The 23,355-nt window shown below is 68.3% G+C and carries 21 protein-coding genes and 2 pseudogenes; 7 read left to right on the forward strand and 16 right to left on the reverse strand.

Going from position 1 to position 23,355, the window contains the following annotated elements:
* Positions 1–41: 41 nt before the first annotated feature.
* Both AC5Y6X_RS05570 and AC5Y6X_RS05575 read right to left on the reverse strand, forming a co-directional pair.
* Entirely contained in the window at positions 42–1,487 is a 1,446-nt protein-coding gene (locus AC5Y6X_RS05570; protein WP_499985041.1) for an aldehyde dehydrogenase, read from the reverse strand.
* A 10-nt stretch (positions 1,488–1,497) separates the two neighbouring features.
* Positions 1,498–2,208, reverse strand: a complete 711-nt coding sequence (locus AC5Y6X_RS05575; protein WP_499985043.1) for an SDR family NAD(P)-dependent oxidoreductase — start codon at positions 2,206–2,208, stop codon at positions 1,498–1,500.
* A gap of 166 nt (positions 2,209–2,374) precedes the next feature.
* On the opposite strand from AC5Y6X_RS05575, the gene AC5Y6X_RS05580 reads away from it, so the two are divergent.
* The gene (locus AC5Y6X_RS05580; RefSeq protein WP_499985045.1) at positions 2,375–2,983 is read left to right on the forward strand and encodes a TetR/AcrR family transcriptional regulator; all 609 of its coding nucleotides are present in this window, start codon (positions 2,375–2,377) and stop codon (positions 2,981–2,983) included.
* Between the two features lie 46 nt (positions 2,984–3,029).
* On the opposite strand, the gene AC5Y6X_RS05585 is transcribed toward AC5Y6X_RS05580, so the two are convergent.
* The 4 genes and pseudogenes from AC5Y6X_RS05585 to AC5Y6X_RS05600 all read right to left on the reverse strand — a co-directional run.
* Entirely contained in the window at positions 3,030–4,232 is a 1,203-nt protein-coding gene (locus AC5Y6X_RS05585) for a cytochrome P450 (protein WP_499985047.1), read from the reverse strand.
* 10 nt (positions 4,233–4,242) lie between these two features.
* Positions 4,243–5,076: a mycofactocin-coupled SDR family oxidoreductase gene (locus tag AC5Y6X_RS05590; protein WP_499985049.1), complete on the reverse strand. Its 834-nt coding sequence runs from the start codon at positions 5,074–5,076 to the stop codon at positions 4,243–4,245.
* A gap of 101 nt (positions 5,077–5,177) precedes the next feature.
* Entirely contained in the window at positions 5,178–7,106 is a 1,929-nt protein-coding gene (locus AC5Y6X_RS05595) for a helix-turn-helix transcriptional regulator (RefSeq protein ID WP_499985258.1), read from the reverse strand.
* Between the two features lie 390 nt (positions 7,107–7,496).
* A pseudogene (locus AC5Y6X_RS05600) lies at positions 7,497–8,504 on the reverse strand (ATP-binding protein); the annotation flags it as partial.
* A 143-nt stretch (positions 8,505–8,647) separates the two neighbouring features.
* Between AC5Y6X_RS05600 and AC5Y6X_RS05605 the strand changes: the two are divergent.
* Entirely contained in the window at positions 8,648–9,454 is an 807-nt protein-coding gene (locus AC5Y6X_RS05605) for a rhomboid-like protein (RefSeq protein ID WP_499985051.1), read from the forward strand.
* A 30-nt stretch (positions 9,455–9,484) separates the two neighbouring features.
* Here the strand turns inward: AC5Y6X_RS05605 and AC5Y6X_RS05610 are convergent, their stop codons facing one another.
* Together AC5Y6X_RS05610 and AC5Y6X_RS05615 are read right to left on the reverse strand one after the other, a co-directional pair.
* Positions 9,485–10,861 (reverse strand): sensor histidine kinase, encoded by a 1,377-nt coding sequence (locus tag AC5Y6X_RS05610; protein WP_499985260.1) that lies wholly within the window; start codon positions 10,859–10,861, stop codon positions 9,485–9,487.
* Between the two features lie 65 nt (positions 10,862–10,926).
* Entirely contained in the window at positions 10,927–11,664 is a 738-nt protein-coding gene (locus AC5Y6X_RS05615; protein WP_499985053.1) for a response regulator transcription factor, read from the reverse strand.
* Between the two features lie 569 nt (positions 11,665–12,233).
* Here AC5Y6X_RS05615 and AC5Y6X_RS05620 point away from each other — a divergent pair.
* Positions 12,234–12,401, forward strand: a complete 168-nt coding sequence (locus AC5Y6X_RS05620) for a hypothetical protein (RefSeq protein ID WP_499985054.1) — start codon at positions 12,234–12,236, stop codon at positions 12,399–12,401.
* Positions 12,402–12,445: 44 nt separating this feature from the next.
* Here the strand turns inward: AC5Y6X_RS05620 and AC5Y6X_RS05625 are convergent, their stop codons facing one another.
* A complete protein-coding gene (locus AC5Y6X_RS05625) occupies positions 12,446–13,591 on the reverse strand; it encodes a glycosyltransferase (RefSeq protein WP_499985056.1) in 1,146 nt (381 codons plus the stop codon).
* 124 nt (positions 13,592–13,715) lie between these two features.
* Here AC5Y6X_RS05625 and AC5Y6X_RS05630 point away from each other — a divergent pair, with 124 nt between their 5' ends.
* Entirely contained in the window at positions 13,716–14,501 is a 786-nt protein-coding gene (locus AC5Y6X_RS05630; RefSeq protein WP_499985057.1) for a class I SAM-dependent methyltransferase, read from the forward strand.
* A 20-nt stretch (positions 14,502–14,521) separates the two neighbouring features.
* Here AC5Y6X_RS05630 and AC5Y6X_RS05635 read toward each other — a convergent pair whose 3' ends face one another.
* The gene (locus AC5Y6X_RS05635; protein WP_499985059.1) at positions 14,522–14,878 is read right to left on the reverse strand and encodes a hypothetical protein; all 357 of its coding nucleotides are present in this window, start codon (positions 14,876–14,878) and stop codon (positions 14,522–14,524) included.
* Positions 14,878–15,909, reverse strand: a complete 1,032-nt coding sequence (gene ligD, locus AC5Y6X_RS05640) for a non-homologous end-joining DNA ligase (protein ID WP_499985060.1) — start codon at positions 15,907–15,909, stop codon at positions 14,878–14,880. The genes AC5Y6X_RS05635 and ligD overlap by 1 nt, the downstream gene beginning before the upstream one ends.
* Before the next feature lie 37 nt (positions 15,910–15,946).
* Here ligD and AC5Y6X_RS05645 point away from each other — a divergent pair, with 37 nt between their 5' ends.
* The gene (locus AC5Y6X_RS05645) at positions 15,947–17,011 is read left to right on the forward strand and encodes an ATP-dependent DNA ligase (protein WP_499985061.1); all 1,065 of its coding nucleotides are present in this window, start codon (positions 15,947–15,949) and stop codon (positions 17,009–17,011) included.
* A 1-nt stretch (position 17,012) separates the two neighbouring features.
* Here the strand turns inward: AC5Y6X_RS05645 and AC5Y6X_RS05650 are convergent, their stop codons facing one another.
* The 4 genes from AC5Y6X_RS05650 to AC5Y6X_RS05665 are packed head-to-tail and all read right to left on the reverse strand — an operon-like array spanning position 17,013 to position 21,089.
* Complete coding sequence (locus AC5Y6X_RS05650) at positions 17,013–18,290, reverse strand: cytochrome P450 (RefSeq protein ID WP_499985063.1); 1,278 nt, start codon at positions 18,288–18,290, stop codon at positions 17,013–17,015.
* A 31-nt stretch (positions 18,291–18,321) separates the two neighbouring features.
* A complete protein-coding gene (locus tag AC5Y6X_RS05655) occupies positions 18,322–19,227 on the reverse strand; it encodes a haloalkane dehalogenase (protein WP_499985064.1) in 906 nt (301 codons plus the stop codon).
* A 1-nt stretch (position 19,228) separates the two neighbouring features.
* Positions 19,229–19,726, reverse strand: a complete 498-nt coding sequence (locus AC5Y6X_RS05660; RefSeq protein WP_499985066.1) for an NUDIX hydrolase — start codon at positions 19,724–19,726, stop codon at positions 19,229–19,231.
* 7 nt (positions 19,727–19,733) lie between these two features.
* Positions 19,734–21,089: a WS/DGAT/MGAT family O-acyltransferase gene (locus AC5Y6X_RS05665; protein WP_499985068.1), complete on the reverse strand. Its 1,356-nt coding sequence runs from the start codon at positions 21,087–21,089 to the stop codon at positions 19,734–19,736.
* Between the two features lie 209 nt (positions 21,090–21,298).
* On the opposite strand from AC5Y6X_RS05665, the gene AC5Y6X_RS05670 reads away from it, so the two are divergent.
* Together AC5Y6X_RS05670 and AC5Y6X_RS05675 are read left to right on the forward strand one after the other, a co-directional pair.
* Positions 21,299–22,075 carry a lysophospholipid acyltransferase family protein gene (locus AC5Y6X_RS05670; protein WP_499985261.1) on the forward strand — a complete coding sequence of 259 codons (777 nt, stop codon included), beginning with the start codon at positions 21,299–21,301 and terminating at the stop codon, positions 22,073–22,075.
* A 5-nt stretch (positions 22,076–22,080) separates the two neighbouring features.
* Positions 22,081–22,399, forward strand: a pseudogene (locus AC5Y6X_RS05675) (adenosine-specific kinase).
* Between the two features lie 16 nt (positions 22,400–22,415).
* Here AC5Y6X_RS05675 and AC5Y6X_RS05680 read toward each other — a convergent pair.
* Positions 22,416–23,273: an SDR family NAD(P)-dependent oxidoreductase gene (locus AC5Y6X_RS05680; protein WP_499985069.1), complete on the reverse strand. Its 858-nt coding sequence runs from the start codon at positions 23,271–23,273 to the stop codon at positions 22,416–22,418.
* Positions 23,274–23,355 lie beyond the last annotated feature (82 nt).

The raw sequence follows: 23,355 nt of genomic DNA on the forward strand, positions 1-23,355 counted from the left end.
GGCTCTCGAGAAATGCGTTGCCAGTTACAGTCTCGCGGCGCTTAGGTAGCGGCCGAAATCGATTGGCTGACAGTGTAACTGTCGATTCCCTCGGTTCCGAGCTCGCGGCCGTAGCCGCTGTTCTTGACACCGCCGAACGGCGCCGCCGGGTCCATGATGTAGCCCTCGTTGATACCGAAGGTGCCGGACCGCACCCGCGCCGCGACGCCGTAGCCGCGGTCGACGTCGGCGGTGAACACGGCCCCGGCCAGCCCGTACTCGGAGTCGTTGGCGATCCGTATCGCCTCGTCCTCGTCGCGGTAGGGGATGACGGTCAGCACCGGGCCGAAGATCTCCTCGCGCGCTATCCGCATGTCGTTGTTCGCGTCGCTGAACAGCGTCGGCCGTACGTACCAACCGGTGTCCAGGCCGTCGGGCATGTCGGCGCCGCCGGTCACCAGGCGCGCGCCCTCGCTCTTGCCCGATTCGATGTAGCCGCGGACCCGCTCCTGCTGGCGCCGCGCCACCAGCGGACCGAGCTGGGTGTTGGGATCCGCCGGGTCGCCCACCGTCATCGCCTCCATCCCGGCCGCCAACGCGTCGACGAACTCGTCCTTGCGCGCCTCGGGCACCAGGATGCGGCTGAGCGCGTTGCACACCTGGCCGCTGTTGGCGAGGCTGGCCATCTGGATCGCGGGCGCGACGGCTGCGTGGTCGGCGTCGTCGAGCACGATGGCCGCCGACTTGCCGCCCAGTTCGAGGCTCACCTGCTTCGGCCCCCGGGCGCAGGCGAGGGCGACCTGTCGGCCCGCCGCCGTGGATCCGGTGAACGACACCTTGTCGACACCCGGGTGCCCGACCAGCTGTTCGCCGACCTCGCGACCCCCGGGCACCACGTTCAGCACGCCGGGCGGCAGGTCGGCCGCCGCGACCAGCTCGGCGAGCAGCTGCGCGTCGAGCACCGACTCGGGTGCGGGCTTGAGCACCACCGCACAGCCGGCCAACAGCGCCGGCACCACCTTGCACACGGTGAGAAACTGCGGCATGTTCCACGGCACCACGGCGGCGACGACGCCCACCGGGTGTTTGACGATCCGAATGTCCTTGCCGTACAGCCCCGTTCGTTCCTGCTGCCACTCGTAGGTTGCGGCCAGGCCGCAGAACGCCGAGATCATCGCGAGGGGCAGGCGGACCTGCGCCCGTTTGGCGAAGCTGATGGGAGCGCCGATCTCGGCGCAGATCAGCTCGGCCATGTCGGCGCGCCGTTCCTGGTAGATGCCGGCCAGCCGGGCCAGCGCGTCGATCCGCTCGGCGGGTTGCAGGCGTGGCCACGGCCCGCCGTCGAAGGCCGCCCGCGCCGCCTCGACGGCCCGGTCCACGTCCACGGGTCCCGCGCACGCCGCGTGGCCGATGACGGCCTCGGTGTGCGGGGAGATCACGGAGATGACGGCATCGGAATCCGGCGCGACCCACTTGCCGTCGATGAAAAGCTCGCCCCTGTCGTACATTTGGTCCCTCTCAGGTGTTACGACCGCCGTTGACGCCGAGGATCTGGCCGGTGATGTACCCGGCCTCCTCGGAGACGAAGAACGCGCACGCGGCCGCGATGTCCTCGGGCTTGCCCACCCGGCGCACCGGCGTGCGGTTGATGTGATCCTCGATCGTTCCGCCGAGCAGGTGCCGGCTCTCGGCGCTGCGCAGCATCGGGGTGTCGATGAACCCCGGCGGCACCGCGTTGACCGTAATGCCGCTCGGCCCGTATTCGAGGGCAAGCGACTTGGTCAGGCCGTTCACCGCGGACTTCGCCGCCACGTAGTGGGCCATGAACGGCTGTCCGGAGTGCGTGCTCGACGACGAGATGTTGACGACGCGCCCCCAGCCGGCCTCGACCATGTCGGGCAGCACCGCCTGGATGGTGTGGAAGACGCCGTTCAGGTTGACGTCGATCACCCTGGACCATTCCTGAAAGGACATGCCCAAGAACTTCTTGAAGCCCTCCACGCCGGCGGCGTTGACCAGCACCAGGATTGGGCCGAGTTCGTCGCGGATCGCCGATACCGCGGCGTCCACCTGCGCACGGTCGGTGACGTCGGCGACGTGACCGGACCCGTCGTCGGTGGGCGACAGGTCGATGACGGCCACGCGGAATCCGTCGCTGCGCAACCGTTCGGCGACGGCCCGGCCGATGCCCGACGCACCACCGGTCACCACCGCTGTCTTCGCGCTCAAGCCGCCCCTCCCAGTTTGCTGAGCGATCGCTCAGGCTTCACATGCCTATCACCAGGCGTGCGTGTCGGTCAAGCGTGGGCGCGCGCGCGTTCCTTGACCCGCCGTGACCTGGAATGCAAGCATGACGGATACGCGATTTGGGCAATCGCTCAATGAAAGTAGGTCCATGACCGCACCACAACGCCGCAATGCGCGGGACTCCACCACTCGCGACATGCTGATCGCCGCGACGAGCCGGATCATGATCGAGGAGGGTTACGCCGCGGCCACGTCGCGCCGGGTGGCGGCCGAAGCCGGTGTCAAACCGGCGTTGGTGCACTACTACTTCCCCACGATGGACGAGTTGTACCTGGACGTGTTCCGGCGCGGCGCCGCCGCCTACCTCGAGCGGCAAAAGGAGGCGTTGGCCTCCGACCGGCCGTTGCACGCGCTGTGGGACACCCTGATCGGGCCCAAGGACACCCGGCTGTTGCTGGAATTCATGGGTCTTGCCAACCATCGCAAGGAGATCAGGGCCGAGATTGCGGCGTGGCAGGAGCGCTGGCGTGAAATGCAGATCACCGCACTGAACTTCGTCGTCCGCGAACATGGCCTTGACGCAACGGAATTCCCGCCCGCGGGCATCGCGGTGGTCATCGCGTCGATCGGCCGCATGCTCATATTGGAGAAGGCGCTCGGCACTTCCGGGGGTCACGACGAGGCCGTCGCACTGGTCCACCGCTTCCTGGACCGATTCGAGATGCCGAGCCCCGCGAGCAGACGCAAAAGCACCTGAATTCGGCACGAATTGGGTGCTTTTGCGTCTGCTCGGCGCCGTCAGGTCAGGGCAGCACCAGCCGCAGCCGCTCCCACCCCCGGACGGTGGACGTCGGCGCCAATTGCGCCGACTCGTAGTCGATGTCCCACTCCGGCCAGCGGTTGAGGATCTCGTCGAGTGCCACGCGGCCCTCCAGCCGCGCCAGGTTGGCCCCGAGGCAGTAGTGCACGCCCTTGCCGAAGGTGATGTGCGAGATGTTGTCCCGGTGGATGTCGAACGTGTCCGGATCGGTGTAGCGGCGGGGGTCGCGATTGGCGGCGCCGAAGAGCAGCAGCATCGCGCTGCCGGCCGGAACCGTCCTGCCGTACAGCTCGAAATCCTGTGCCATCCAACGGGCGACGTGGGGGCCGGTGGGCTCGAACCGTAGCGTCTCGTCGACGGTGCGGTTCAGCAGCGACCGGTCCGTGTAGATCTCGCGCCGCTGGTCCGGGTGCTCGGCGAGCACCTTGGCCAGCCAGCCGATCAGCCGGCCCGTCGTCTCGTTACCGGCACCGGCCACCACCTGGGTGTAGTGCAGGACCTCCTTGCGGGTCAGCTTGCGGTGCACGCCCTGCTCGTCCTCGAACTCGACGTTGAGCAGCTGCGTCATCAGGTCGTCGGACGGGTTCTTGGATCGCCATTCGACGTAGTCGGCGTAGATCCGGCCGTCGGCGATGGAGTCGGCGTTCGCGACCCGCAGCGGTGCCCCCGGCTTGGTCCGGAGGTTGGCGTCGTTGGCGTCACGCACCGAGATCTGTTCGGACTCAGGGATTCCCAGCAGCATGCCGATCACCCGCATCGGCATCATCGAAGCGAGCTCGGCGATGATGTCGAATCCCGAGGATCCGACGAGCGGGTCCAGGCACCGCACGCAGTACGCGCGGATCTGGTCCTCGATTTCCGCCATCCGGCGCGGGGTGAAGACCCGCGACATCAGGCCGCGCAGCCTCGTGTGTTCGGGCGGGTCCTGGAACATCATCACGCCGCCGGGCATGTCGAACTTCGACTGGATCAACTCGAGGATGTCGCTGCGCCGGTTGGAGAATACCTCCCAATTCGCCAGTGCCCGTTCCACATCGGAATGCCTTGATATCGCCCAGAAGTCGTAGCGCTCGTTGTAGTACAGCGGCGCCTCCTCGCGCAGCCGGGCGTAGGTCGGGTACGGGTCGGCGATGATCCCGACGTCGTAGGGGTCGTAGTAGACGTCGGTGTCGTTGGCAACGGTCATCGATGCGTCCTCACTTCAGGCAGCTGCCGGCGTCCACCGGCAGCGCTACTCCGGTGATGTAGCGGGCCTCGTCGGAGGCCAGGAACAGCACGGCGTTGGTGATGTCCTCGGGGGTCACCCAGGGGATGGGCAGGTAGTGGAAGCTCTGGCACACCGGCGCGAGGTCGTCGGGGCCCGGGTTTTCCAGTTCGGGCCGAAAGGCCCGGTAGGTGGCCTCGTTCATCAGCAGCGGCGAGTTCGTGTGCGTCGGGAGGACGGCATTGACCCTGATCATGTGCTGGCCCAATTCGACGGCGAACGAACGCATCAGGCCGATCACGCCGTGCTTGGCCGCCACGTAGTGACCCATCTGCGCGTAGGCCTTGAGACCGGCCACCGACGAGGTCAACACGATCGAGCCGCCGCACTTCCCCGCCAGGATGTGGGGAACCCCGGCCTTCACCGTCTTCCACACGCCGCTGAGGTTGACGTCGATCATCTCCTGCCACAGTGCCTCGTCGGTTTTGTGCAGCTTTCCCGCCGTCGTGCCGATGCCGGCGTTCGCCACGATGACGTCGAGGCGCCCAAGCTGTTCGACACCGCCGTCGACGGCGGCGCGCAGCGCGTCGAAGTCGCGAACGTCGACCTCGGCCGTGACGACGCGGCCCCCGGCGTCCTTGACCATGCCCGCGGTCGTGTCCAGGTCGTCGCGCGTCGCGCCGGGTGCCGGCGATGCCTCGAACCCCCGGCAGATGTCGACGGCGATGATGTCGGCGCCCTCCTGGGCCAGCCGCACCGCGTGGCTTCTGCCCTGCCCGCGGGCCGCGCCCGTCACGAATGCGACCTTGCCTTCCATGCGGCCCATGGCAACCTCCCACCCGCCGTTTTTGGGCGATCGCCCAAATTTGTGCGCAGGGCCATGTCTAGCAGCATCACGACGAGCTCGTCAAGGGGCCGGCACGGTCCTCAGCCGTGACGCGCCGCCTCCTGCGCCAGCTGCACGCGGGAGCTCAGGCCGAGCTTCGTGTAGACGTGGGTGAGGTGCGATTGCACCGTGCGCGGCGACACGAAAAGCCGGGTGGCGATGTCGTTGTTGCCGAGCCCTTCACTGACCAGCCGCACGACGTCTAGCTCGGTGGGGGTCAGCGAGGCCCAGCCGGTGGCCGGCCGCTTGCGTTCGCCGCGGCCGCGCTTTGCGTAGGCGACGGCCTCCTCGGTGGACAGCGCGGCCCCCTCGGCCCATGCCGACTCGAAGTCGGCCTGGCCCATGGCATTTCGCAGCGCCCCCACCGAGGCTTCGTACCCGGCGTCGTGAACCTTCAACCGCACCACGCCCATCCGCTGCCAGATGGCCGCTGCCGCTCCGAACAACCGGGCGGCTTCGCGGTGACCGCCAGCCTCGCCGGCCAGCGTCGCGAGGCTCTCAAGGGCGTCAGGGATACCCAGATATGTGAAGCTGTCTGGGACGCTGGCCAACGCGTCGTAGGCGTCACGCTCGGCCTGCTCCGAGTGACCCTGTGCGATTGCTACGCGGGCGCGCGTGCTCAGCGCCACTGCCAGCAAGACCCAGCCCGTCGCCGTCGCCACCGCGTCGTCAACCCAACGTCGGGCCGCAATCAGGTCTCCGCTCGCCAGCGCGACCCACGCGTTGATGTGGCGCAGATGCGTCGCAAAGCCCGGCACTAAGTTCGCGTGCTCCCAGGCCGCCGCGCTCGCCACACGCGCCGTCTCAACGTCCGCGGCTGCCAGGGCCGCTACTGCCAACGCCTGGTAACCGAGACCCGCGAGAACCCCGCCGAGCTCAGAGGCGGACTCTATGCTCGCCTCGGCCGCGGCCCGAGCCGCACCCGTATCGCCCTGCCACGCCAGGGCGACAGCCTGGTGCGCGAGGTTACCTGCCTCAAGGAGCCCATCGTGGGCGGCCTTGGCCTCGTTGGCCACCGCGCGGAACTGTGCGAGTGCTCCGGCCACATCGCCCTGGTACATGCGCGCCAAACCCATGCACATGCGGCAGTGCCGCGAGTTGAACCCGTCGCCGATCGCCTCGGCGAGGTCGTGTCCTTCCTCGGCGGCCACGCGAGCGGCCATCGGGTCACCCGCGGCGATCGCCGCGTTCGCCTGCCAGGCCAGGATCTGGCTGAGCCGCCACTTGTCGTCGGACTCGCGGGCGAGTCCGATCGCCTCGGCGAAGTGCGCCCCGGCCAGTTCGGCGTTGTAGGCGGCGGTAAAGCCACAGGCGGTCAGCGCCCTGGCCAGCACGGGCGGGTCGTCGATGTCACGGGCGAGCGCCAGGGCCTGCTGCGCCCGATTCACGCCGTCGGCGGCGCCCAACATCATGGCAAGTACGGCCTGGTCGGCCAGCGCCCGGGCGCGCACCGCGGCCGCCACCCCGTAGTCACAGGCGACCTCGTCGGTGAGGACGGTGTCAAACCAGGTCAGTCCTTCTCTGAGCCTGCCCCGGGCGACCCACAGCGGCTGCAGCGACGACGCCAACGACAACGCCAGCTCAACGTCGGAGTTCTCGCCGCTCCACCCGAACGCGGCCCGCAGGTTGTCGATTTCCGTTTCGGCCTGATCGAGACGCTGCTCGTAATCACTGCCCGCCGGCGCGTCGACCGCGGCCGCCAGCGACGTGTAGTAGTCGCGGTGCCGGGACCGCACGGCGTCGGCCTCGCCGGACTCGCCCAGCCTTTCCAGCGCGTACTGGCGCACCGTCTCCAGCAGCCGATACCGGGTTCGGGCGGGGCTGTCGTCGGCCACCACCAGCGACTTGTCCACCAGCAGTGTGAGCTGATCCAGCACCTGGTAGCGCTCCACGTCACCGCCGCCGGCGACCGCCTGGGCCGCGTCGAGGTCGAAACCGCCCAGGAAGACCGCCAGCCGGCGGAACAGCACCCGCTCCGGCTCGGTCAACAGCGCGTGCGACCAGTCCACCGACGCGCGCAGGGTCTGCTGGCGGCGCACCGCGGTGCGCGAACCCCCGGTCAGCAGCCGGAACCGGTCGTGCAGGCTGTCGACGATCTCGGTCAGCGACAACGCACGCACCCGCGCCGCGGCGAGCTCGATCGCCAGCGGCAAGCCATCGAGGCGTGTGCAGATCTCCGCCACGGCCGCGGCATTGTCGTCGGTGACGACGAAATCCGGCCGGGCGTGCCGGGCCCGGTCGGCAAACAACTCGATGGCCTCGTCGGTCAGCGACAGTGACGGCATCCGCCAGCCCACCTCACCGGCCACCCCGATCGCCTCGCGGCTGGTCGCCAGGAACGTCACCTTCTCGGCGGCGCCGAGGAGGGCGACGACCAGCGATGCGCTCGCGTCCAGCAGGTGCTCGCAGTTGTCCAACACCACCAGCATGTAACGGTCGGCGACGAACCGGCTGAGCGTGTCCAGCGTGGAACGGCCCGGTTGGTCGGGCAGCCCGAGCGAGCGGGCCACCGCGATCGGCACGACGTCGGGATCGGTGATCGGCGCCAGGTCCACGTACCAGACCCCGTCGGCGAATTCGCCGGCCAACCGCGACGCGATCTCGACCGCCAGCCGGGTCTTGCCCACCCCGCCGGCTCCCGTCAGGGTCACCAACCGGTTGCCGGCCAGCAGCTCCCGCACCTGGGCCAGCTCGGCGTCACGGCCGACGAAGCTGGTCAATTGGACCGGAAGGCGCTGGGAGACAGCGGCTTTGGGCACACGAAGCGGTGGGAACTCGTTGACCAGGTCGGGATGGCACAACTGCACCACCCGCTCGGGCCGAGGCAGATCACGAAGCTGGTGGGTTCCGAGGTCCGTCACCCATGCCCCGGCCGGAAGCCGATCGACCACCATTTGTTCGGCCGCGCCGGACAGCAGCGTTTGGCCCCCGTGCCCCAGGTCGCGCAGCCGCGCCGTCCGGTTGATCGTCGGGCCGGCGTAGTTGCCCTCGTCGCGCAGCTGGATTTCGCCGGTGTGCACACCGATCCGCAACCTTATCGGCGCCAGCGGCGCGCGCTGCAACTCCAGGGCGGCGGCCACCGCGTCTGACGCCCGGGCGAATGCGGCCACAAAGCTGTCGCCCTCACCCTGTTCGACCGGGCGCACACCACCATGCGCCGCGATGACGTCGGACACGACGTTGTTGAAGCGGGCGAGCGCCTCGGCCATCTCATCCGGCTGGGTCTCCCACAGCCGCGTCGAGCCCTCGACATCGGCCAGCAGCAACGTCACCGTGCCCGTCGGCAAAAGCCCGCTCACGTCAAGTTCGCTCCACTCCACCAGCGGCGCGTCCGCACGTGGATCAATCTCGCTCATGCTAGCCAGCATGCGATGGCGGGGTGCAGCAAAACATCGGCGAAAACGCGCAGATTTGCGCGCGAGCGGTCTGAAACCGTGAAGATTAATCACACGCGTGTGAAAGCTTCGTTAAGAACGCGCCCGATCCGGTGGCACACCCGCATCGTTGTTGTATGGCGCTCCTCGAACTGCGTCCGACGCGGTGGTCCCTCGCGCGCACGGCCGCGCGATTGCGTGTCACGGTGGCGTACGCGGCGTTGCTGATCGGGGTCTCGCTGACGCTGACGATGCTGGGTCCGCATGCGCGCGATGCCGCGGTGAGCCGGATGAGCACCAACTTGCACAACCTGCGGCACGGCCACATGGGCACCTTGGTCGGCAGCGCGTTCGTCGACGACAGCGGCGCCGTCTATGCCTGGCTGCCGGGCCTGGTGTGCCTGCTTGCGCTGGGCGAATTGTTATGGTGCAGCAGGGATTTGGTCGTTGCATTCGCCGTCGGTCACATCGGTGCGACGCTGATGGTCGCGGCGGGGCTGGCAGCCGCGCTGAAGGCGGGATGGCTGCCGACGTCGGTTGCGCGGGCCAGCGACGTGGGCGTCAGTTACGGCGCGGTGTGCGTGCTGGGCGCGCTGACGGCATCGATACCGTCGCGCTGGCGGGCGGTCTGGATCGGTTGGTGGCTTGGCGTGGCGGTGATCGCGGCCCTGGGAGCCGACTTCACCGCGTTCGGTCACATCCTGGCGCTGCTGCTGGGCATCCGGCTTTCGTTTCAGCTGCCGTCAACGGCGCACTGGACGCCCCTGCGAGTGGCTTTGCTCTCGGTCAGCGTGGCGTTCGGCTATTTCGTGCTGTCGGGGTCGTTGCCGGCCGCACCCGTCGCGGGCCTGGCGGGTGCGCTCGTGGGGCTCCTCGCGACGCCGGTCGCGAAGGTGCGTCAAGCCGCGCGTCGGCGAACCCAGGTTCATGGCGGGTATCGGTAGCAGGATCAAGGTTGAGCTGAAGACGAGGCATTACTGCGGCAGCGGCAAGGTGAGCCGGAAGCGCGCTCCCGGATCGTTGGGCACACAGGCGAGCTCTCCGTGGTGAGCACGGGCCAGCGCCCGGGCGATTGGCAGGCCGAGCCCGGCGCCACCGTGGTCGCGGTCGCGGGCGGCATCGAGACGGACGAGCCGGTCAAAGATTCGCTCACGATCGGAGTCTGGGATCCCGAGGCCCGAGTCGGTGACGGTTAATTCGGCGGAATGGTTGGCGTGGCGCACGTCGATCACGATGTGCCCGCCGGGTGGGGTGTGGCGGCGGGCGTTATCAACGAGATTCGACAGGATCTGGGCAACCCTGGTGTGGTCGGCGCGGGCGGGCAGGGTCGGCTCACCGGTGCGGGTGATGGTGATGTCCGGAGAGAGCATGGCCGCTCGCTCGCATTCGGCGTCGGCGATCTCGACGAGGTCGATATCGGAGAGGTTCAATGTCACACCGGAATCGATGCGGCTCAGGTCGAGCATGTCGGAGACCAATCGACCGGCCCGGCGGGACTCGGCCAAAAGCAATGCCGCGCGGCGGTATTGGGCTTTCGCGCGCACGCCTTCACCATCCTGGGCGGCGGCCCCCAGCAGTTGCTCGGCGGCGGCGCCGATACCGGCGATGGGGGTACGCAGTTCGTGGGCGGCGTCGGCGAGGAATTGGCGGGCACGTTGTTCGGAGGCCTCCAACGCGTCGAGCATTCCGTCGAAAGCCGCTGCCGCGCGGCCTAATTCGGTGTCACCACGGTCGGGCCGTAGTCGCTGACCACGGTCGCCGGTGGTGATCGATCGCGCGAGGGAGGTGAGCCGATCAAGAGGCCGCAGAGCGGTGCGGGTAACGGCGGTGACCAGGAGACCGGCCACCAGCAGCGTGATGAGGCCCCCGGCCACCAAGACCTCGCGGAGCCGCCGGATCAACGCGGTGGTTTGGGTGGTGTCGGCGACCAGGATCACCCGCCCTCCGGACTTCAGCGGGTGCACCACAACGGTGGCGGTGGCGTCCGGTGGCGCGCCCGGCGGTGGCGGTGGGGGCCAGCCCGGCGGTGGCGCCGGCCAGCCCGGCGGTGGTACCGGCCAGCCCGGTGGTGGTCCCGGCGGCGGCACCGTGGGCCCGCTGATCGTGTCGGGCCGGATGGCGGGGTCACCGTGAGTGGTTCCGTCCGCGGCGACGAGCAGTGCGCGGATCCCACCTCCCTCGAGCTGTGCCACCAGCCGATCGGGCGGGACGTTGGCAGCGGCAAGCGCGTCGGCGCGGGTCGCGGTGGCCATCAGTCGATCGTGCAGATCGCGGCGGGTCTGCACGCCCAGCAGAACATCGATGGTGATGCCCAGCACCAACAAAAGGACGCTGAGCACACCGAGGACCATCAGCGCCACCCGCCTGCGCAGCGAGGGTGTTCTGGTATGCGGCAATGCCGGAGCGGGTTGCTCGTTCACTGCCGGATCGGTTGCAGTCGGTAGCCGATGCCACGCACGGTCTGCAGGATGCGGGGCCCGTGGGCCTCTAGTTTGCGGCGCAACCCGCTGATGTGGACATGCACCAGGTTGGCGTCGTAGGCGTCATAGCCCCAGATGGCGTTCAGGATCTGCCCGGTACTCACGATGCGGCCGCGCTGCTCGACCAGGAAACCGAGCAGCCGCAGTTCGGTGGCGGTCAGATCCAGCGGTGATCCCGCGCGCGCGGCGACCGAGGCGTCGAGGTCCAACGTCAGGTCGCCGCATTGAACAACGGCGGGTAACCGGCCGCGGCGCCGCAGCACAGCGCCGACCCGCGAGATCAGCTCGGCCAATTCGAAGGGTTTGACCACGTAATCGTCGGCCCCGCCGTCGAGCCCACGCAGCCGGTCGGGCAGCCCGTCGCGGGCGGTGAGTAACACGATTCCGGTCTGGCCCCAGTCGCGGATGACATCAATCAGCTCGAACCCGTCGCGCCCGGGCATCATCACATCCAGCACCACCAGGTCGGGGCGAAACCCCTCCAAAACGTCTTCCAGCCCGGCACCGTCCGGCCGGGCGGCGGTGAGGTACCCGGCGTCCGTCAACGCCTCGCCGACCATTTCGCGGATCGTCTCGGAGTCCTCGACGACCAGCACCCGCGCCGCGGCGCCCGTGCGGGCCTCGTGTTTCCCCGCGCGCCGCGGCGGTCGGTGGGATTCGTAACGGTCGCGCATTCCTTCATTCTCGGCCGCTTCCTGAAACCAACCTGAAGAAACCCGGCCGCGACGCGATGTCTTCAGGTTGGTTTCAGATTCGCTTCCTAGCTTCGCCGGCATCGCAACGTTTCACACAACTTGGAGGGGCCATGGCCGACGACCAACCATTACACAGCACACCCGAGAAGCCGACGGGCTCGACACCATCCGTCTTGCGACGACATCCCGTCGGCGTCGCGGTCGGCGCCGGCGTGGCGGGCCTGGCCGTGGGCGCGATCGTGACCGCGCTGTTGCTTCCGATGCCCTGGGGACCCCCGCCCGGGCCCTTCGGCATGCCGCCACCGCCGCCACCACCGGGATGGGCGGTTCCACCGGGTTGGGGTCCGCCACCGCCGCCCGGGCCGGCCTTCGCTCCGCCCCCGCCAGCGGGCCGCCCGCAACTCCCGGAACCCGGTGCGTCCCAGCCTCCAGTCGGCCCGACAAACAGATAGGAGAAAGAACTATGAAGATCAAACAGGTAATCGCCGGTTCGCTACTCGCAGGCGTCTTAGGCATCAGCGCGGCGGGCTTCGGCATAGCCGTCGCGAGTGCCGATCCCCCGCCGCCACCGCCGCCACCCGGACAGCCCGGACCGCCGCCGCCGCTCGGGCCGGGTGGTCCCGGTGGACCGTTTGCGCCACCGCCGCATGGCCCGGTGGGACCGCCGCCGCCTGGAGCGCCGCATCCGCCGGGCTTCTGAGTTCGGCGTGCGGTAGACGGGATGGCCGCCTCAATCGCATTGATTGGGGCGGCATTTCGATCAGCGACCGCGGCGGGCGGCGTCTTCCAGGAGATCGGCGGCGGCGGCAGCGCTTTCGGCGGGTGTGGTCATTAGGGCGGCGACCTCACGGGTTCGAGTGGCGCAGCGCGGAGTGAGGATGGACCGCAGATCCGCGACCAGCGCCTTCTGGGTGGTTTCGAAGAATGGCCGCCCCGCGCCGATTTCCAGTTGGGTGACCGCGGCCGCCCACATCGGCTGATCGACCGAGACCCAGAGGATCAACGTAGGCTTTCCGGCCCGGATGCCGGCGAACGTGGTGCCGGGGCCCCCGTGGTGGACGACCGCGCGGCAAGCGGGAAAGATGGCCGAGTGATTCACCGAGCCCACAATCTTCACGTGGTCGAAAGTTGGGACATCGGTGAAATCGCTTGCGCCACTGCAGATCAGCGCCCGTTCGCCCAACTGCGCGCAAGCCGCGGCGATGATCGCGACCAGTTCGGCGGGAGACGCGACTCGCACGCTGCCGAAGCCGAAGTAGATCGGCGGCGTTCCCGCGGCGGTCCACGAGGCGACCTCGTCGTCGGCATCCACCGGCAATTGCAGCGTCAGCCCGCCAACGAAGGGCCGTCGGAGGTCGTGCTTCGACCATTCGGCCGCCAGCCCGGGAAAGAACAGCTCGTCGTAGGCCTGGATCTCCAGCCATTGCGGTGTCGACGGTGCCGTCTTCTCCTGCAGGCCCAGTGTCCGGCGGTGGGCGTCTTCGGCCTCTTTGGTGATATTCCAATCCGCGATGCTGGGCTCTATCGGGTAGAAGTGCAGCGTAGCGAGCGGAATGTCGTAGTACTCCCCAACATTGGCGGCCAGCCCCTGTTGGCTTGGGTCCGCCAACAGCAGGTCGGCACCGTCCGCCAGCGACGTCAGCGCCGTGGCGACCTCCGGCCAGAACTGGGTGACGTCCCGCACGATTTCCCACATCACGCTGATGGGGTTCGGCATCATCGGGAATTTGCGGACCAAATTCTCGCCGTGGGGAACCGCAGTAAGCCCCACCGACTCGACAAAGCCAAGGTAGCTGGGCGGGACCCCCAGGCAGACTTCATGACCTCGGCGCTGCAGCTCTCGACCGACGGCTGCGTACGGCTCGACATCGCCTCGGCTTCCCAAGGTTGCCAGCGCAAATTTCATCGCGGCAAATGTAGCGCAATATGGCTTCGCCGGTAGCCGTTAACCTTCCAGCTACCAATCCTTCACTCTCGAAGCCGGTTTGAGGTTCCGAGCGTGCCGTTGGCGCGGGCTGTACCCTTCCAGCATGCTCGCGGGGCCAAACGGTTTGCCGACGCTTGAGACTGCCGCACAATACGCGCGCGGGTGCGCCGAAATCCCCGGCTTCTTTTACCTGGCGGACTTCATGCTGTTCGACCTCATCCTGGCCCACCAGCTCGACAGCGGAGTCGCCGGGCAAATGCTGGAGATCGGGGTCTTCCGGGGCAAATCAGCCATATTGATGGGCTGCGGCCTGCGCCCCGACGAGCGCCTCATCGCGTGCGATCTGTTCGACAGGGTGATGGCGCACGAAGACATCACCGCCGAGCACCGGGAAACCTATGCCGGCCTGGATGTTGCGGAGTTCTACCGGTATTGGGATCGTTATCACAGCCGCCAACAACTCGACGTCAGGATCTGCGACTCGGCGCAGTTGACCGAGCTACCGCCCGTGCGCTTCACCCACATCGACGGCTGCCACAACTATCACTGCGTCAGGGGCGACATCAAGCTGGCGGTCGAGCACACCGGCCCGCGGGGCGTGATCAGCCTGGACGATTACCGGATGACGGAAACACCGGGCGTCGCGGCGGCGATCGCCGAAGCGGTCGCCGCCGGCGAGCTGTTCCCGTTCTGCGCGTCGGACATGAAGCTGTATGCCGCCACGAACCGCGATGATCAAGCGCATTGGGTCGGCGTCTTGAAAGCGATCCCGGGAATAGGTGTGCACCGGTTGCCGGACTACGAGGTGGTGACGGTGGCCGTACAGGTGAGCCAGCCGATCGTGTTCGCGAATCTGCTGTTTTGCACGCGCCGCACGGAATTTCCCTGACGCGGCAGCTCTAGTTCGTTTCAGCCGCGGGCGCTTTGTGTCCTCCGGCGCGTGTCGGGGCAGTCCGTGCGCGGACAGGCGGGGTCGCGCCCGCGCTCCTCGTTTCGGGTTTCCTCGTGGTGGACCGCCGCCACCAGAGCCGCGCAGGCGAGAAGCACCAGTGGCACGAACACGAGTGGGTACGTGGCCACCGCGGCGAAGACGATGAGCGTGCCCGGCACCACCAACGCCAAAGCGGCCGTCGGATGCCGATTGCTTAGGCCGGCGATCCTCGCCATCGTCGTGACCGCCGCCGCGGCCCACCGTCGTCGATCCGGCCAACCAACGTATGACCAGCGGGCTTTGACGCCGCAACCCGCGCAGGTGTACCCGATCATCAATTGTTCCTCTTCAAGTCCGTATCCCGGCTCGGCTGAACGCGTTTCGGTTCGCCAGGCATCTTGGGGTAGTTCGGCGGGTACGGCATGTCGCCGAGCCCGCGCCGCTCGTCGGCTGCGGCCATCTCCAGCAGCGGCGCGATGGACTGGGCAACCGAATCCATTGCGGCCCAAGGGTCGTCACGCCCATTCACCAGATCGGGCACCGTCGCCATGGTGTAGTCGTCGGGCTCGGCGACCGCCAGCTCGTCCCACGTCAGCGGCATCGACACGGTCGCGATGGGGGTGGGCCGCACCGAATACGCCGACGCCATGGTGCGGTCCCGGGCGTTCTGGTTGAAGTCGATGAAGATGCGCTTGCCGCGCTCCTCCTTCCACCACGAGGTGGTGACCGCGTCCGGCGCGCGGCGCTCGACCTCGCGGGCCAGCGCGATGCCCGCCCGTCGCACCTGGACGAAGTCCCACTCGGTGGCGATCCGCAGGAACACGTGCACCCCGCGGCCCCCGGACGTCTTGGCATATCCGACCAGACCGAGTTCGTCGAGCAGCGGACGCAGCACGTCGACCGCCACCGTGCGCGCCTGTTCGAACGCGACGCCGGGCTGCGGGTCCAGGTCGACGCGCAGCTCGTCGGGGTGCTCGGTGTCCGGGCAGCGCACCTGCCACGGGTGCAGCGTGACGGTGCCCATCTGCGCGGCCCACACGATCGCCGCGGCGTGGGTCACCTTCAGCGCGTCGGCGGTTCGTCCCGACGGGAATGTCACCCGGCAGGTCTCGAGGTAGTCGGGATGATGCTGCGGCACCCGCTTCTGATAGATCTCCTCGCCGTCGATGCCCTCCGGGAAGCGCTGCAGGTGGGTGGGCCGGTCGCGCAGCGCGTCCAGCATCGGCCCGCCCGCGACGGCCAGGTAGTACTCGACGAGCCGCCGCTTGGTGCCGTTCGACCCGAGCCTGGGGAAGTAGATCCTGTCCGGATTGGTCAGCCGAACCGCGATGCCGTCGACGTCGAGCTCTTCTGCTGGGGCGGCCACACCAAGATTCCAGCACGCCGCGGGCCACAATGTCCTAATGGACTTGCCCGTGCTGCCGCCGGTCTCGCCGATGCTGGCCAAATCGGTGCCGTCGATCCCGCCGGACGCATCGTACGAGCCGAAGTGGGATGGGTTCAGGTCCATCTGCTTCCGCGACCACGACGAGGTCGAGCTGGGCAGCCGAAACGAGCGGCCGATGACCCGCTATTTCCCCGAGCTGGTCGCGGCGGTGCGGGCCGAGCTGCCGGGGCGCTGCGTGATCGACGGCGAGATCGTCATCGCCACCGACCACGGCCTGGACTTCGAGGCGCTGCAGCAGCGGATCCATCCGGCCGATTCGCGGGTGCGGATGCTCGCCGAGAAGACGCCGGCCGCCTTCATCGCGTTCGACCTGCTCGCGCTGGGCGACGACGACTACACGCAGCGGCCGTTCAGCGAGCGGCGCGCCGCCCTCGTCGACGCCCTGGCCGATTCCGGGCCGTCGTTTCACGTCACGCCGGCCACCACCGACCTGCGCACCGCGCGGCAGTGGTTCGAGGAGTTCGAGGGGGCCGGCCTCGACGGCGTCGTCGCCAAGCCGCTGACCATCACCTACCAGCCGGACAAGCGCGTCATGTTCAAGGTCAAGCACGAGCGGACGGCCGACTGCGTGGTCGCCGGGTATCGGGTCCACAAATCCGGCGGCGACGCGATCGGGTCGCTGCTGCTCGGGCTCTACCAGGACGACGGCCAGCTGGCGTCGGTCGGGGTGATCGGCGCCTTCCCGATGGCCGAGCGACGACGGCTGTTCACCGAGCTGCAGCCGCTGGTCACCAGCTTCGACGACCACCCGTGGAACTGGGCGGCCCACGAGGCCGGCGAGCGCACGCCGCGCAAGAACGAGTTCTCCCGGTGGAACGCCGGCAAGGATCTGTCGTTCGTGCCGCTGCGGCCCGAGCGGGTCGTCGAGGTGCGCTACGACCACATGGAAGGGCGGCGGTTCCGTCACACCGCGCAGTTCAACCGGTGGCGCCCCGACCGCGATCCCCGCTCGTGCACCTACGAACAGCTCGAGCAGCCCGTCACGTTCAGCCTGGGCGACATCCTGCCGGGCCTGGGCTGAATCAGACCGCCACGGTCAGGCTCGACAACCCGCGCAGCGTGATGTTCGTCTTGTACTGCGGCTCGCTGTCCAGCCGCGCGTTCGGGAACCGCGCCGTCACCGCCGATAGCGCCGCGCCGGCCTCCAGCCGCGCCAGCGGCGCGCCCAGACAATAATGCGCCCCGCGGCCAAATCCCAAGTGCCGCAACGTCGTCCGATCCGGGTCGAAAGCATCCGGTCGGTCGTACTCGGCGGGATCCCGGTGGGCCGCGGCCAGCAGCAGCATCATCACGTCGCGGGCCGGCACGTCGATTCCCCCAATTGTCATGTCCTGCGCGGCAATCCGGGCGACCAGCTGCACCGGCGGGTCGAAGCGCAGGGTCTCCTCGATCACAGCGGGGGCACGAGCGGCGTCGGCGCCCAGCGCCGCCCACTGCGACGGCTGGCGCAGCATCGCCAGGATGGCGTTCCCGATCAGGTTCACCGTGGTCTCGTGACCGGCCACCAGCAGCAGCACGCAGGTCGAGATGATCTCGTCCTCGGTCAGCTGATCGCCGGACTCCTCGACCGCGACCAGCCCCGACATCAGGTCGTCGCCGGGCCGCGATCGGCGCCGCTCGACCAGCCCGCGCAGGTATTCGCGCAGCCACATGCCGGCCTGCAACCGCTCCTGCAGACCGTCCGACGGCGCGCCGGTCACGGTGACGAACGGGTCCAACGCCTGCGCCAGCAGCGCCGACGCCCGGCTGAACTTCGGCTCGTCCTCCAGCGGGACGCCGAGCAGCCGGCAGATGACCGCGACGGGCAGCGGGTAGGCGAAGTCCTCGACGACGTCGAACCGGCCCCGCTCGGCGATCCCGTCGAGCAATCCGTCCACCAGCGCGCGGATGTCGGGCTGCAGCGCGTTGACCACCTTCGGCGCGAACGCCTTGCTGACCAGCTTGCGCAGCCGGGTGTGATCGGGCGGGTCGAGGAACAGGAATCCCGGCGGAATCGACTGGGGCGGCTCGACGCCGGCCTCGATCAGCGCCTGGCTCTGCGCCTCGATCCGCTGCTCCCCGATCACCGACTTCGCGCGGTCACTGCTCGACGACGGGTGCCGCAGCACCTCGTCGCAATCGCGGTACGTCGCGAAGACGACCATGTTGGCGTTGGGCACCACCACCGGTCCGTGGTCCCGAATCCGGGCGCACAGCCCGTACGGGTCAGCGCGATTGGCCGGATCCAGCAGCTGCACCAGCAACTTCTGCGGGTCGGCTTTCACGGCGGGCTCGGCGGGCTGCGGGGGCGCGGTCGTCATCCCTACATTCTGCCCGCTGCCACAGAAAGCCCTAGCGGCGCAGGAATTCGACGATGTGGTTGGCCAGCTCTTCGCCGGCGTCCTCCTGCAGGAAGTGTCCGGCGTCGCGAATCAGCGGGTGGTCGATGCCCTGCGCGCCGCGCATCGCGTGCCGGAAGATCTCGCCCATCGGCCCGGTGATCGGGTCGCTGTCGCTGAAGGCGACCAGCATCGGGGTCGGGCTCACCGACAGCTTCGCCCACGCCGCCTTGTTGGCCGCCGACGCGGGATCGTCCGGCGACGTCGGCACCAGGCCGGGCATGGCGCGCGGTCCCGCGCAGTATTCGTCGTCGGGGAACGGCGCGTCGTAGGCCGCGCGCACGTCGTCGCTCATCGGCCGGCGACAACCGCCCTGGACGAACGCGCCGATGTCCAGTTTCGGGGCCGTCGTGATGGCCTCCCGGAAGCGCCACCAGACCTCGGCCATCGGCTGCTCGCCGTTGGGCAGTCCGGTGTTGGCGACGACCAGGCGCGCGAACCGTTCGGGATGCTCTGCGGCCAGCCGCAACCCGATCAGGCCGCCCCAATCCTGGCCTACCAGGGTCACGTTGTGCAGGTCGAGCACATCGAAGGCCAGCGCGCGCATCCACTCGACGTGGCGGGCGTAGCTGTGGTCTGCGCGGCGGGTCGGCTTGTCCGAACGGCCGAACCCCACCAGATCGGGGCAGACGACGCGATGCCCGGCGCCGGCGAGGATCGGAATCATCTTGCGGTACAGGTACGACCACGAGGGTTCCCCGTGCAACATCAGGACGGGGTCGGCGCTGTCCGGGCCGTCTTCCACCCAGGCGACCCGGAGCGCACCGCCGTCGTCGTCCGGTATGTCGCAATACCTTGGGGCGTAGGGGAATTCGGGCAGATTGTCGAACCGTTCGCCGGGGGTGCGCAGTGTCTGCATTTCAATTCCCTTCGGGTAGGCCGGCCAACGCCGGCTGGGCCATCAATCGATCGAGAAACTCCCGCTGCCCCTTGAGCAGCTTGGTGCGTGCCCGCGCCACCGGGAACCAGCCGACCCGGTCGACCTCGGGAAACTCCCGCAACCTGCCCGAGCCCTTCGGCCACTCGAGTTCGAAGGTGTTGCTGCGCGTGTCGGTGACGTCGAGATCGCCCTGCACGCCGAAAACCGTAACCACCTTGCCGCCGGGCTGTTTCAGCTGGCCGAGGTCGATGCGCGGCCCGGGCGGCGCCGTCAGCCCGAGCTCTTCGGAGAACTCCCGCAGCGCGGCCGCCCAGGGGTCTTCGCCCTCGCTGTACTCGCCCTTCGGAATCGACCAGGCCCCGTCGTCCTTGCGGGCCCAAAACGGGCCACCCGGATGCACGATGAGGACTTCGACGACGCCCGCGCGAACCCGGTACAACAGCACACCGGCGCTGAGTTTGGGCCCATGTGTTTTCAAGGACTACTCAGACTCCGACGGCGCGTTCCAGGTCTTTGAGCGACGACTCCAGGTGCGCCAGCAGGTGCTGCAGGTGCGGCACGCTGCGCCGGCATCCGACCAAGCCGAAGTCGAGGTTGTCGGCGTTGCTGACCAGGGTGATGTTCAGCGCCTGGCCGTCCAGGATCGCCGACAACGGGTAGCTGCCGTCCAGCCGGGCGCCGCCGTAGTACATCTGCTCGTTGGGTCCCGGCACGTTCGAGATGACCAGGTTGAACGGCGGCGACGTCGACGACACCCAACCCGGAACCGCCGCCAGGGCCAGCGAACCCATGTTCATCGCGGACAGCGCCAGCGCCTGCATCCGCGGCAGCTGGGAGAACACCTTCTTGTTGTTGCGCATCGACTCGCTGACGGTCGCGAGCCGCTTGGCGGGATCCTCGGCGTCGGTGGCCAGGTTGCACAGGATGGCCCCGACGAGGTTGCCGCCGGCGTCGGCCTCGTCCGGCTTGCGCAGGCTCACCGGAACCATCGCGAGCAGCGGCGTGTCCGGCAGCGCGTTCTGCTCCAGCAGGTAGTAGCGCAGCGCCCCGGAGCACATCGTCAGGACGACGTCGTTGAGGGTGGCGCCCGCGGCCTTCTTGACGTTCCTGATGCGCTCCAACGACCACGACTGCGCCGCGCACCGCCGGGCGCCGCCGATCTTGACGTTCAGCATGGTGCGCGGGGCCCCGAACGGCAGCGTCAGCTGCTGCTCGAACAGCGCGGCGCGCGCCAGCGACACCGTCGAAGGAGCCAGTGCCGCAACGGATCCCGCCGTCTTGACCAGCGAGCTCAGGCGGGAGGTGGGGCTGGACTTGCGTTGCGGTTTGGGCAGGCTCCAGATCGCCCGGATCTCGTCGTCGTCGGGATCGTTCGACAACGCGCGCTGCATCAGCTTCATCGCCGAAACACCATCGATGAGCGCGTGATGCATCTTGCTGTACATGGCGAACCGGCCGTCGGTCAGCCCCTCCACCACGTACAGCTCCCACAGCGGGCGGTGCCGGTCGAGGAGGCCGGTGTGCAGTCTGGAGGTCAGCTCCAGCAGTTCGCGGACCCGGCCCGGCGACGCGAGCGCCGAGCGCCGCACGTGGTAGTCGACGTCGACCTCGTCGTCGTAGGCCCAGGCCATGGGGGCTATCCCACCCATGATCGTGGCGGGGTGCTTCCGGAATGTGGGCTGGAATTCGTCGTTGGCAATCAGGGCGTCGGTGAACTCCCGGACGAACTCCGGGCCGGCGCCCTCCGGCGGCTCGAACAACGACAAGCCACCGACGTGCATGGGGTGCTCACGGGATTCGCCCAGCAGAAACACCGAGTCGGTGGGCATCATCAGTTCCATCCACCAATTAGACCCCGAACCGGGTGTGAAGCAAGGGCTGTAGGAAATTGGCTCCCGGCCTTCGCGGCCACTGCGCGTCGCCCGAGGCCTTTAGTCCCCGCACCCGGGGGATTGCGGCCCTGCCGAGACGCCCGTCGCCGCGGGAGCATGACAGCACGCGCGAACGGCGGAGGGAAGAGGTGACCGGCAACGAAACCGCCCATCCGGAGATGGCCAAGTGGGACCCCACGTTCACGGAGCTTTTGATCAACGCGGTGACGCCCGTGATCAACCGATGGTTCCGGCCGGAGGTCCGGGGCCTGGAGACCTTTCCGTCGACCGGCGGCGTTCTGGTGGTGTCCAACCATTCCGGCGGGGTGCTGACGCCCGATTGGAACGTGCTGGCGCCGGCTTTGTACGGCAAGTTCGGCTATGACCGCCCGCTGTACACCCTTGCCCACTACGGCGTGTTCTTCACACCCTTCCGGGCAGCGCTGAGCCGCCTCGGCGTCATTCATGCCAACCAGGAAAACGCCGCGCAGGCGTTGCGTTCGGACGCGGTCGTGCTGGTTTTTCCGGGCGGCGACTACGACGCATTCCGGCCGACGCGCAAGCAGAACGTCATCGACTTCGACGGTCGCACCGGATACGTCCGGACGGCCCTGCAGACGGGCGTGCCGATCGTGCCTGCGGTGTCGATCGGTGGCCAGGAAACTCAGCTCTTCCTCACCCGCGGCGATTGGCTGGCAAGGCGATTGGGGCTCAAGCGCATGCGGCTGGAGATTCTGCCGGTGACCATCGGTTTGCCCTTCGGGCTCACCGTGTTTTTCCCGGCCAATATGCCGCTGCCGGCCAAGGTTGTCTATCAGCTGCTGGAGCCGATCGACATCGCGGCCCGGTTCGGCAAGGACCCCGACGTCGCCGAGGTCGACGCCCACGTGCGCTCCGTCATGCAAACCGCCCTGGACGAGCTGGGGCGCCAGCGCCGCTTTCCCGTTCTGGGGTGATCGTGATGACAACGCCGCTGTCCTGGGATGTGGTGCCGGTTGACAAGCCCGACGATGTCAACGTGGTGATCGGCCAGGCATAGTTTCGTCATCTTCCTGCGGGAGGGATTTCCGCTCAACGTCCTCAACCCGGTGAAGGCGGTGCCCGAGGTCTGTGGAATCTACTGCGCCACAGCAAATCCGGTCGAGGTCGTCGTCGCGGTGACTTCGCGCGGTCGCGGGATCGTGGGCGTCGTCGACGGGCAGACGCCGGTCGGGGTGGAGACGGATCGCGACGTGGCCGAGCGGCGTGAGCTGTTGCGCGCCATCGGTTACAAGCTGTGAGGTTGTGGTCCGCCGTTTACAGCAGATCGGTGATGGTCTTCAGGCCTGCGTCGTAGAGCACGCCGGGCAGCATGCCGCCGTCGTGCTCGATGGTCGTGCCGTTGACGAAGTCCGCTTGCCCGCTCGCGAGGAAGACACAGACGCGGCCCACCTCCGCGGGTTCGCCCGCGCGGCGCAATGGGACGGCGGCGAAATATCTTTCGCCGGTGGGGTCGTCCTTGGGCAGCACGAACGATCGGAAGTTCTCGGTCATGGTCGGGCCCAGCGCGACGCAGTTGACTCGCACCTTCGGTCCCCACTCCTCGGCCAGCGACCGCGTCAGGTGGTTGAGCCCACTCTTGGCCGCACCGTAGGAGACCAGGGTGGGTGATCCCGCCGGGTGTCCGGCGCCGCTGGAGATGTTGATAACGCAGCCGGTGCCGTCCTGGGTGGCCATCTGCCGGTACACGCGAATGGCGAACCAGAGCGGGCTGATGAGGTTCATCTGGACCGCATAGGCGTGAAACAGCGCGGTGCGCTCGAAGTCGTCGTTGCTGGGCGGAGCGCCCTGAATGCGTTGGACGAGTTCGGGAATGCTCTCCACGTGCGGCGCCGGGACGGTACCGCCGGCGTTGTTGACCAGGATGTCGATGCGGCCGTGCTTCGCAGCGACCTCGGCGACGAACGAGTCGATCGAGCGGTAATCGCCCTGATCGCACACCTTTTGCGAGGCACGGGCCGCCCAGTCGGGCTCGATGCCGGGGATGGCCGGCAACGGCGAGCGCGAACAGCCGACGACGGTGGCTCCGGCGCGCAGCAGTTCGTGGGCGATCCCGACGCCCACGCCGCGGCTGGTTCCCGTGACGATCGCGACCTTGCCGTCCAGGACGCCCATCGACCAACCTTCCCTGTTGACAGTCACTGTCAGATAGTCATACCGTGCCATCTCGTCGGTGGGATGTAAAGGTTGCGGGAGG

The organism is Mycobacterium sp. NGS26 (genome assembly GCF_059813025.1).

What these genes read in the sequence shown, in the direction of transcription:
- AC5Y6X_RS05615 (WP_499985053.1), bottom strand. Translation starts at nt 11,664, where the DNA reads ATGCGCGACCGTTACGAATCCCACCGACCGCCGCGGCGCGCGGGGAAA.
- AC5Y6X_RS05580 (WP_499985045.1), top strand. Translation starts at nt 2,375, where the DNA reads ATGACCGCACCACAACGCCGCAATGCGCGGGACTCCACCACTCGCGAC.
- AC5Y6X_RS05605 (WP_499985051.1), top strand. Translation starts at nt 8,648, where the DNA reads ATGGCGCTCCTCGAACTGCGTCCGACGCGGTGGTCCCTCGCGCGCACG.
- AC5Y6X_RS05645 (WP_499985061.1), top strand. Translation starts at nt 15,947, where the DNA reads ATGGACTTGCCCGTGCTGCCGCCGGTCTCGCCGATGCTGGCCAAATCG.
- AC5Y6X_RS05610 (WP_499985260.1), bottom strand. Translation starts at nt 10,861, where the DNA reads ATGGTCCTCGGTGTGCTCAGCGTCCTTTTGTTGGTGCTGGGCATCACC.
- AC5Y6X_RS05635 (WP_499985059.1), bottom strand. Translation starts at nt 14,878, where the DNA reads ATGATCGGGTACACCTGCGCGGGTTGCGGCGTCAAAGCCCGCTGGTCA.
- AC5Y6X_RS05680 (WP_499985069.1), bottom strand. Translation starts at nt 23,273, where the DNA reads ATGGGCGTCCTGGACGGCAAGGTCGCGATCGTCACGGGAACCAGCCGC.
- AC5Y6X_RS05585 (WP_499985047.1), bottom strand. Translation starts at nt 4,232, where the DNA reads ATGACCGTTGCCAACGACACCGACGTCTACTACGACCCCTACGACGTC.
- AC5Y6X_RS05570 (WP_499985041.1), bottom strand. Translation starts at nt 1,487, where the DNA reads ATGTACGACAGGGGCGAGCTTTTCATCGACGGCAAGTGGGTCGCGCCG.
- AC5Y6X_RS05625 (WP_499985056.1), bottom strand. Translation starts at nt 13,591, where the DNA reads ATGAAATTTGCGCTGGCAACCTTGGGAAGCCGAGGCGATGTCGAGCCG.
- AC5Y6X_RS05650 (WP_499985063.1), bottom strand. Translation starts at nt 18,290, where the DNA reads ATGACGACCGCGCCCCCGCAGCCCGCCGAGCCCGCCGTGAAAGCCGAC.
- AC5Y6X_RS05655 (WP_499985064.1), bottom strand. Translation starts at nt 19,227, where the DNA reads ATGCAGACACTGCGCACCCCCGGCGAACGGTTCGACAATCTGCCCGAA.
- AC5Y6X_RS05630 (WP_499985057.1), top strand. Translation starts at nt 13,716, where the DNA reads ATGCTCGCGGGGCCAAACGGTTTGCCGACGCTTGAGACTGCCGCACAA.
- AC5Y6X_RS05670 (WP_499985261.1), top strand. Translation starts at nt 21,299, where the DNA reads ATGGCCAAGTGGGACCCCACGTTCACGGAGCTTTTGATCAACGCGGTG.
- AC5Y6X_RS05590 (WP_499985049.1), bottom strand. Translation starts at nt 5,076, where the DNA reads ATGGGCCGCATGGAAGGCAAGGTCGCATTCGTGACGGGCGCGGCCCGC.
- AC5Y6X_RS05665 (WP_499985068.1), bottom strand. Translation starts at nt 21,089, where the DNA reads ATGGAACTGATGATGCCCACCGACTCGGTGTTTCTGCTGGGCGAATCC.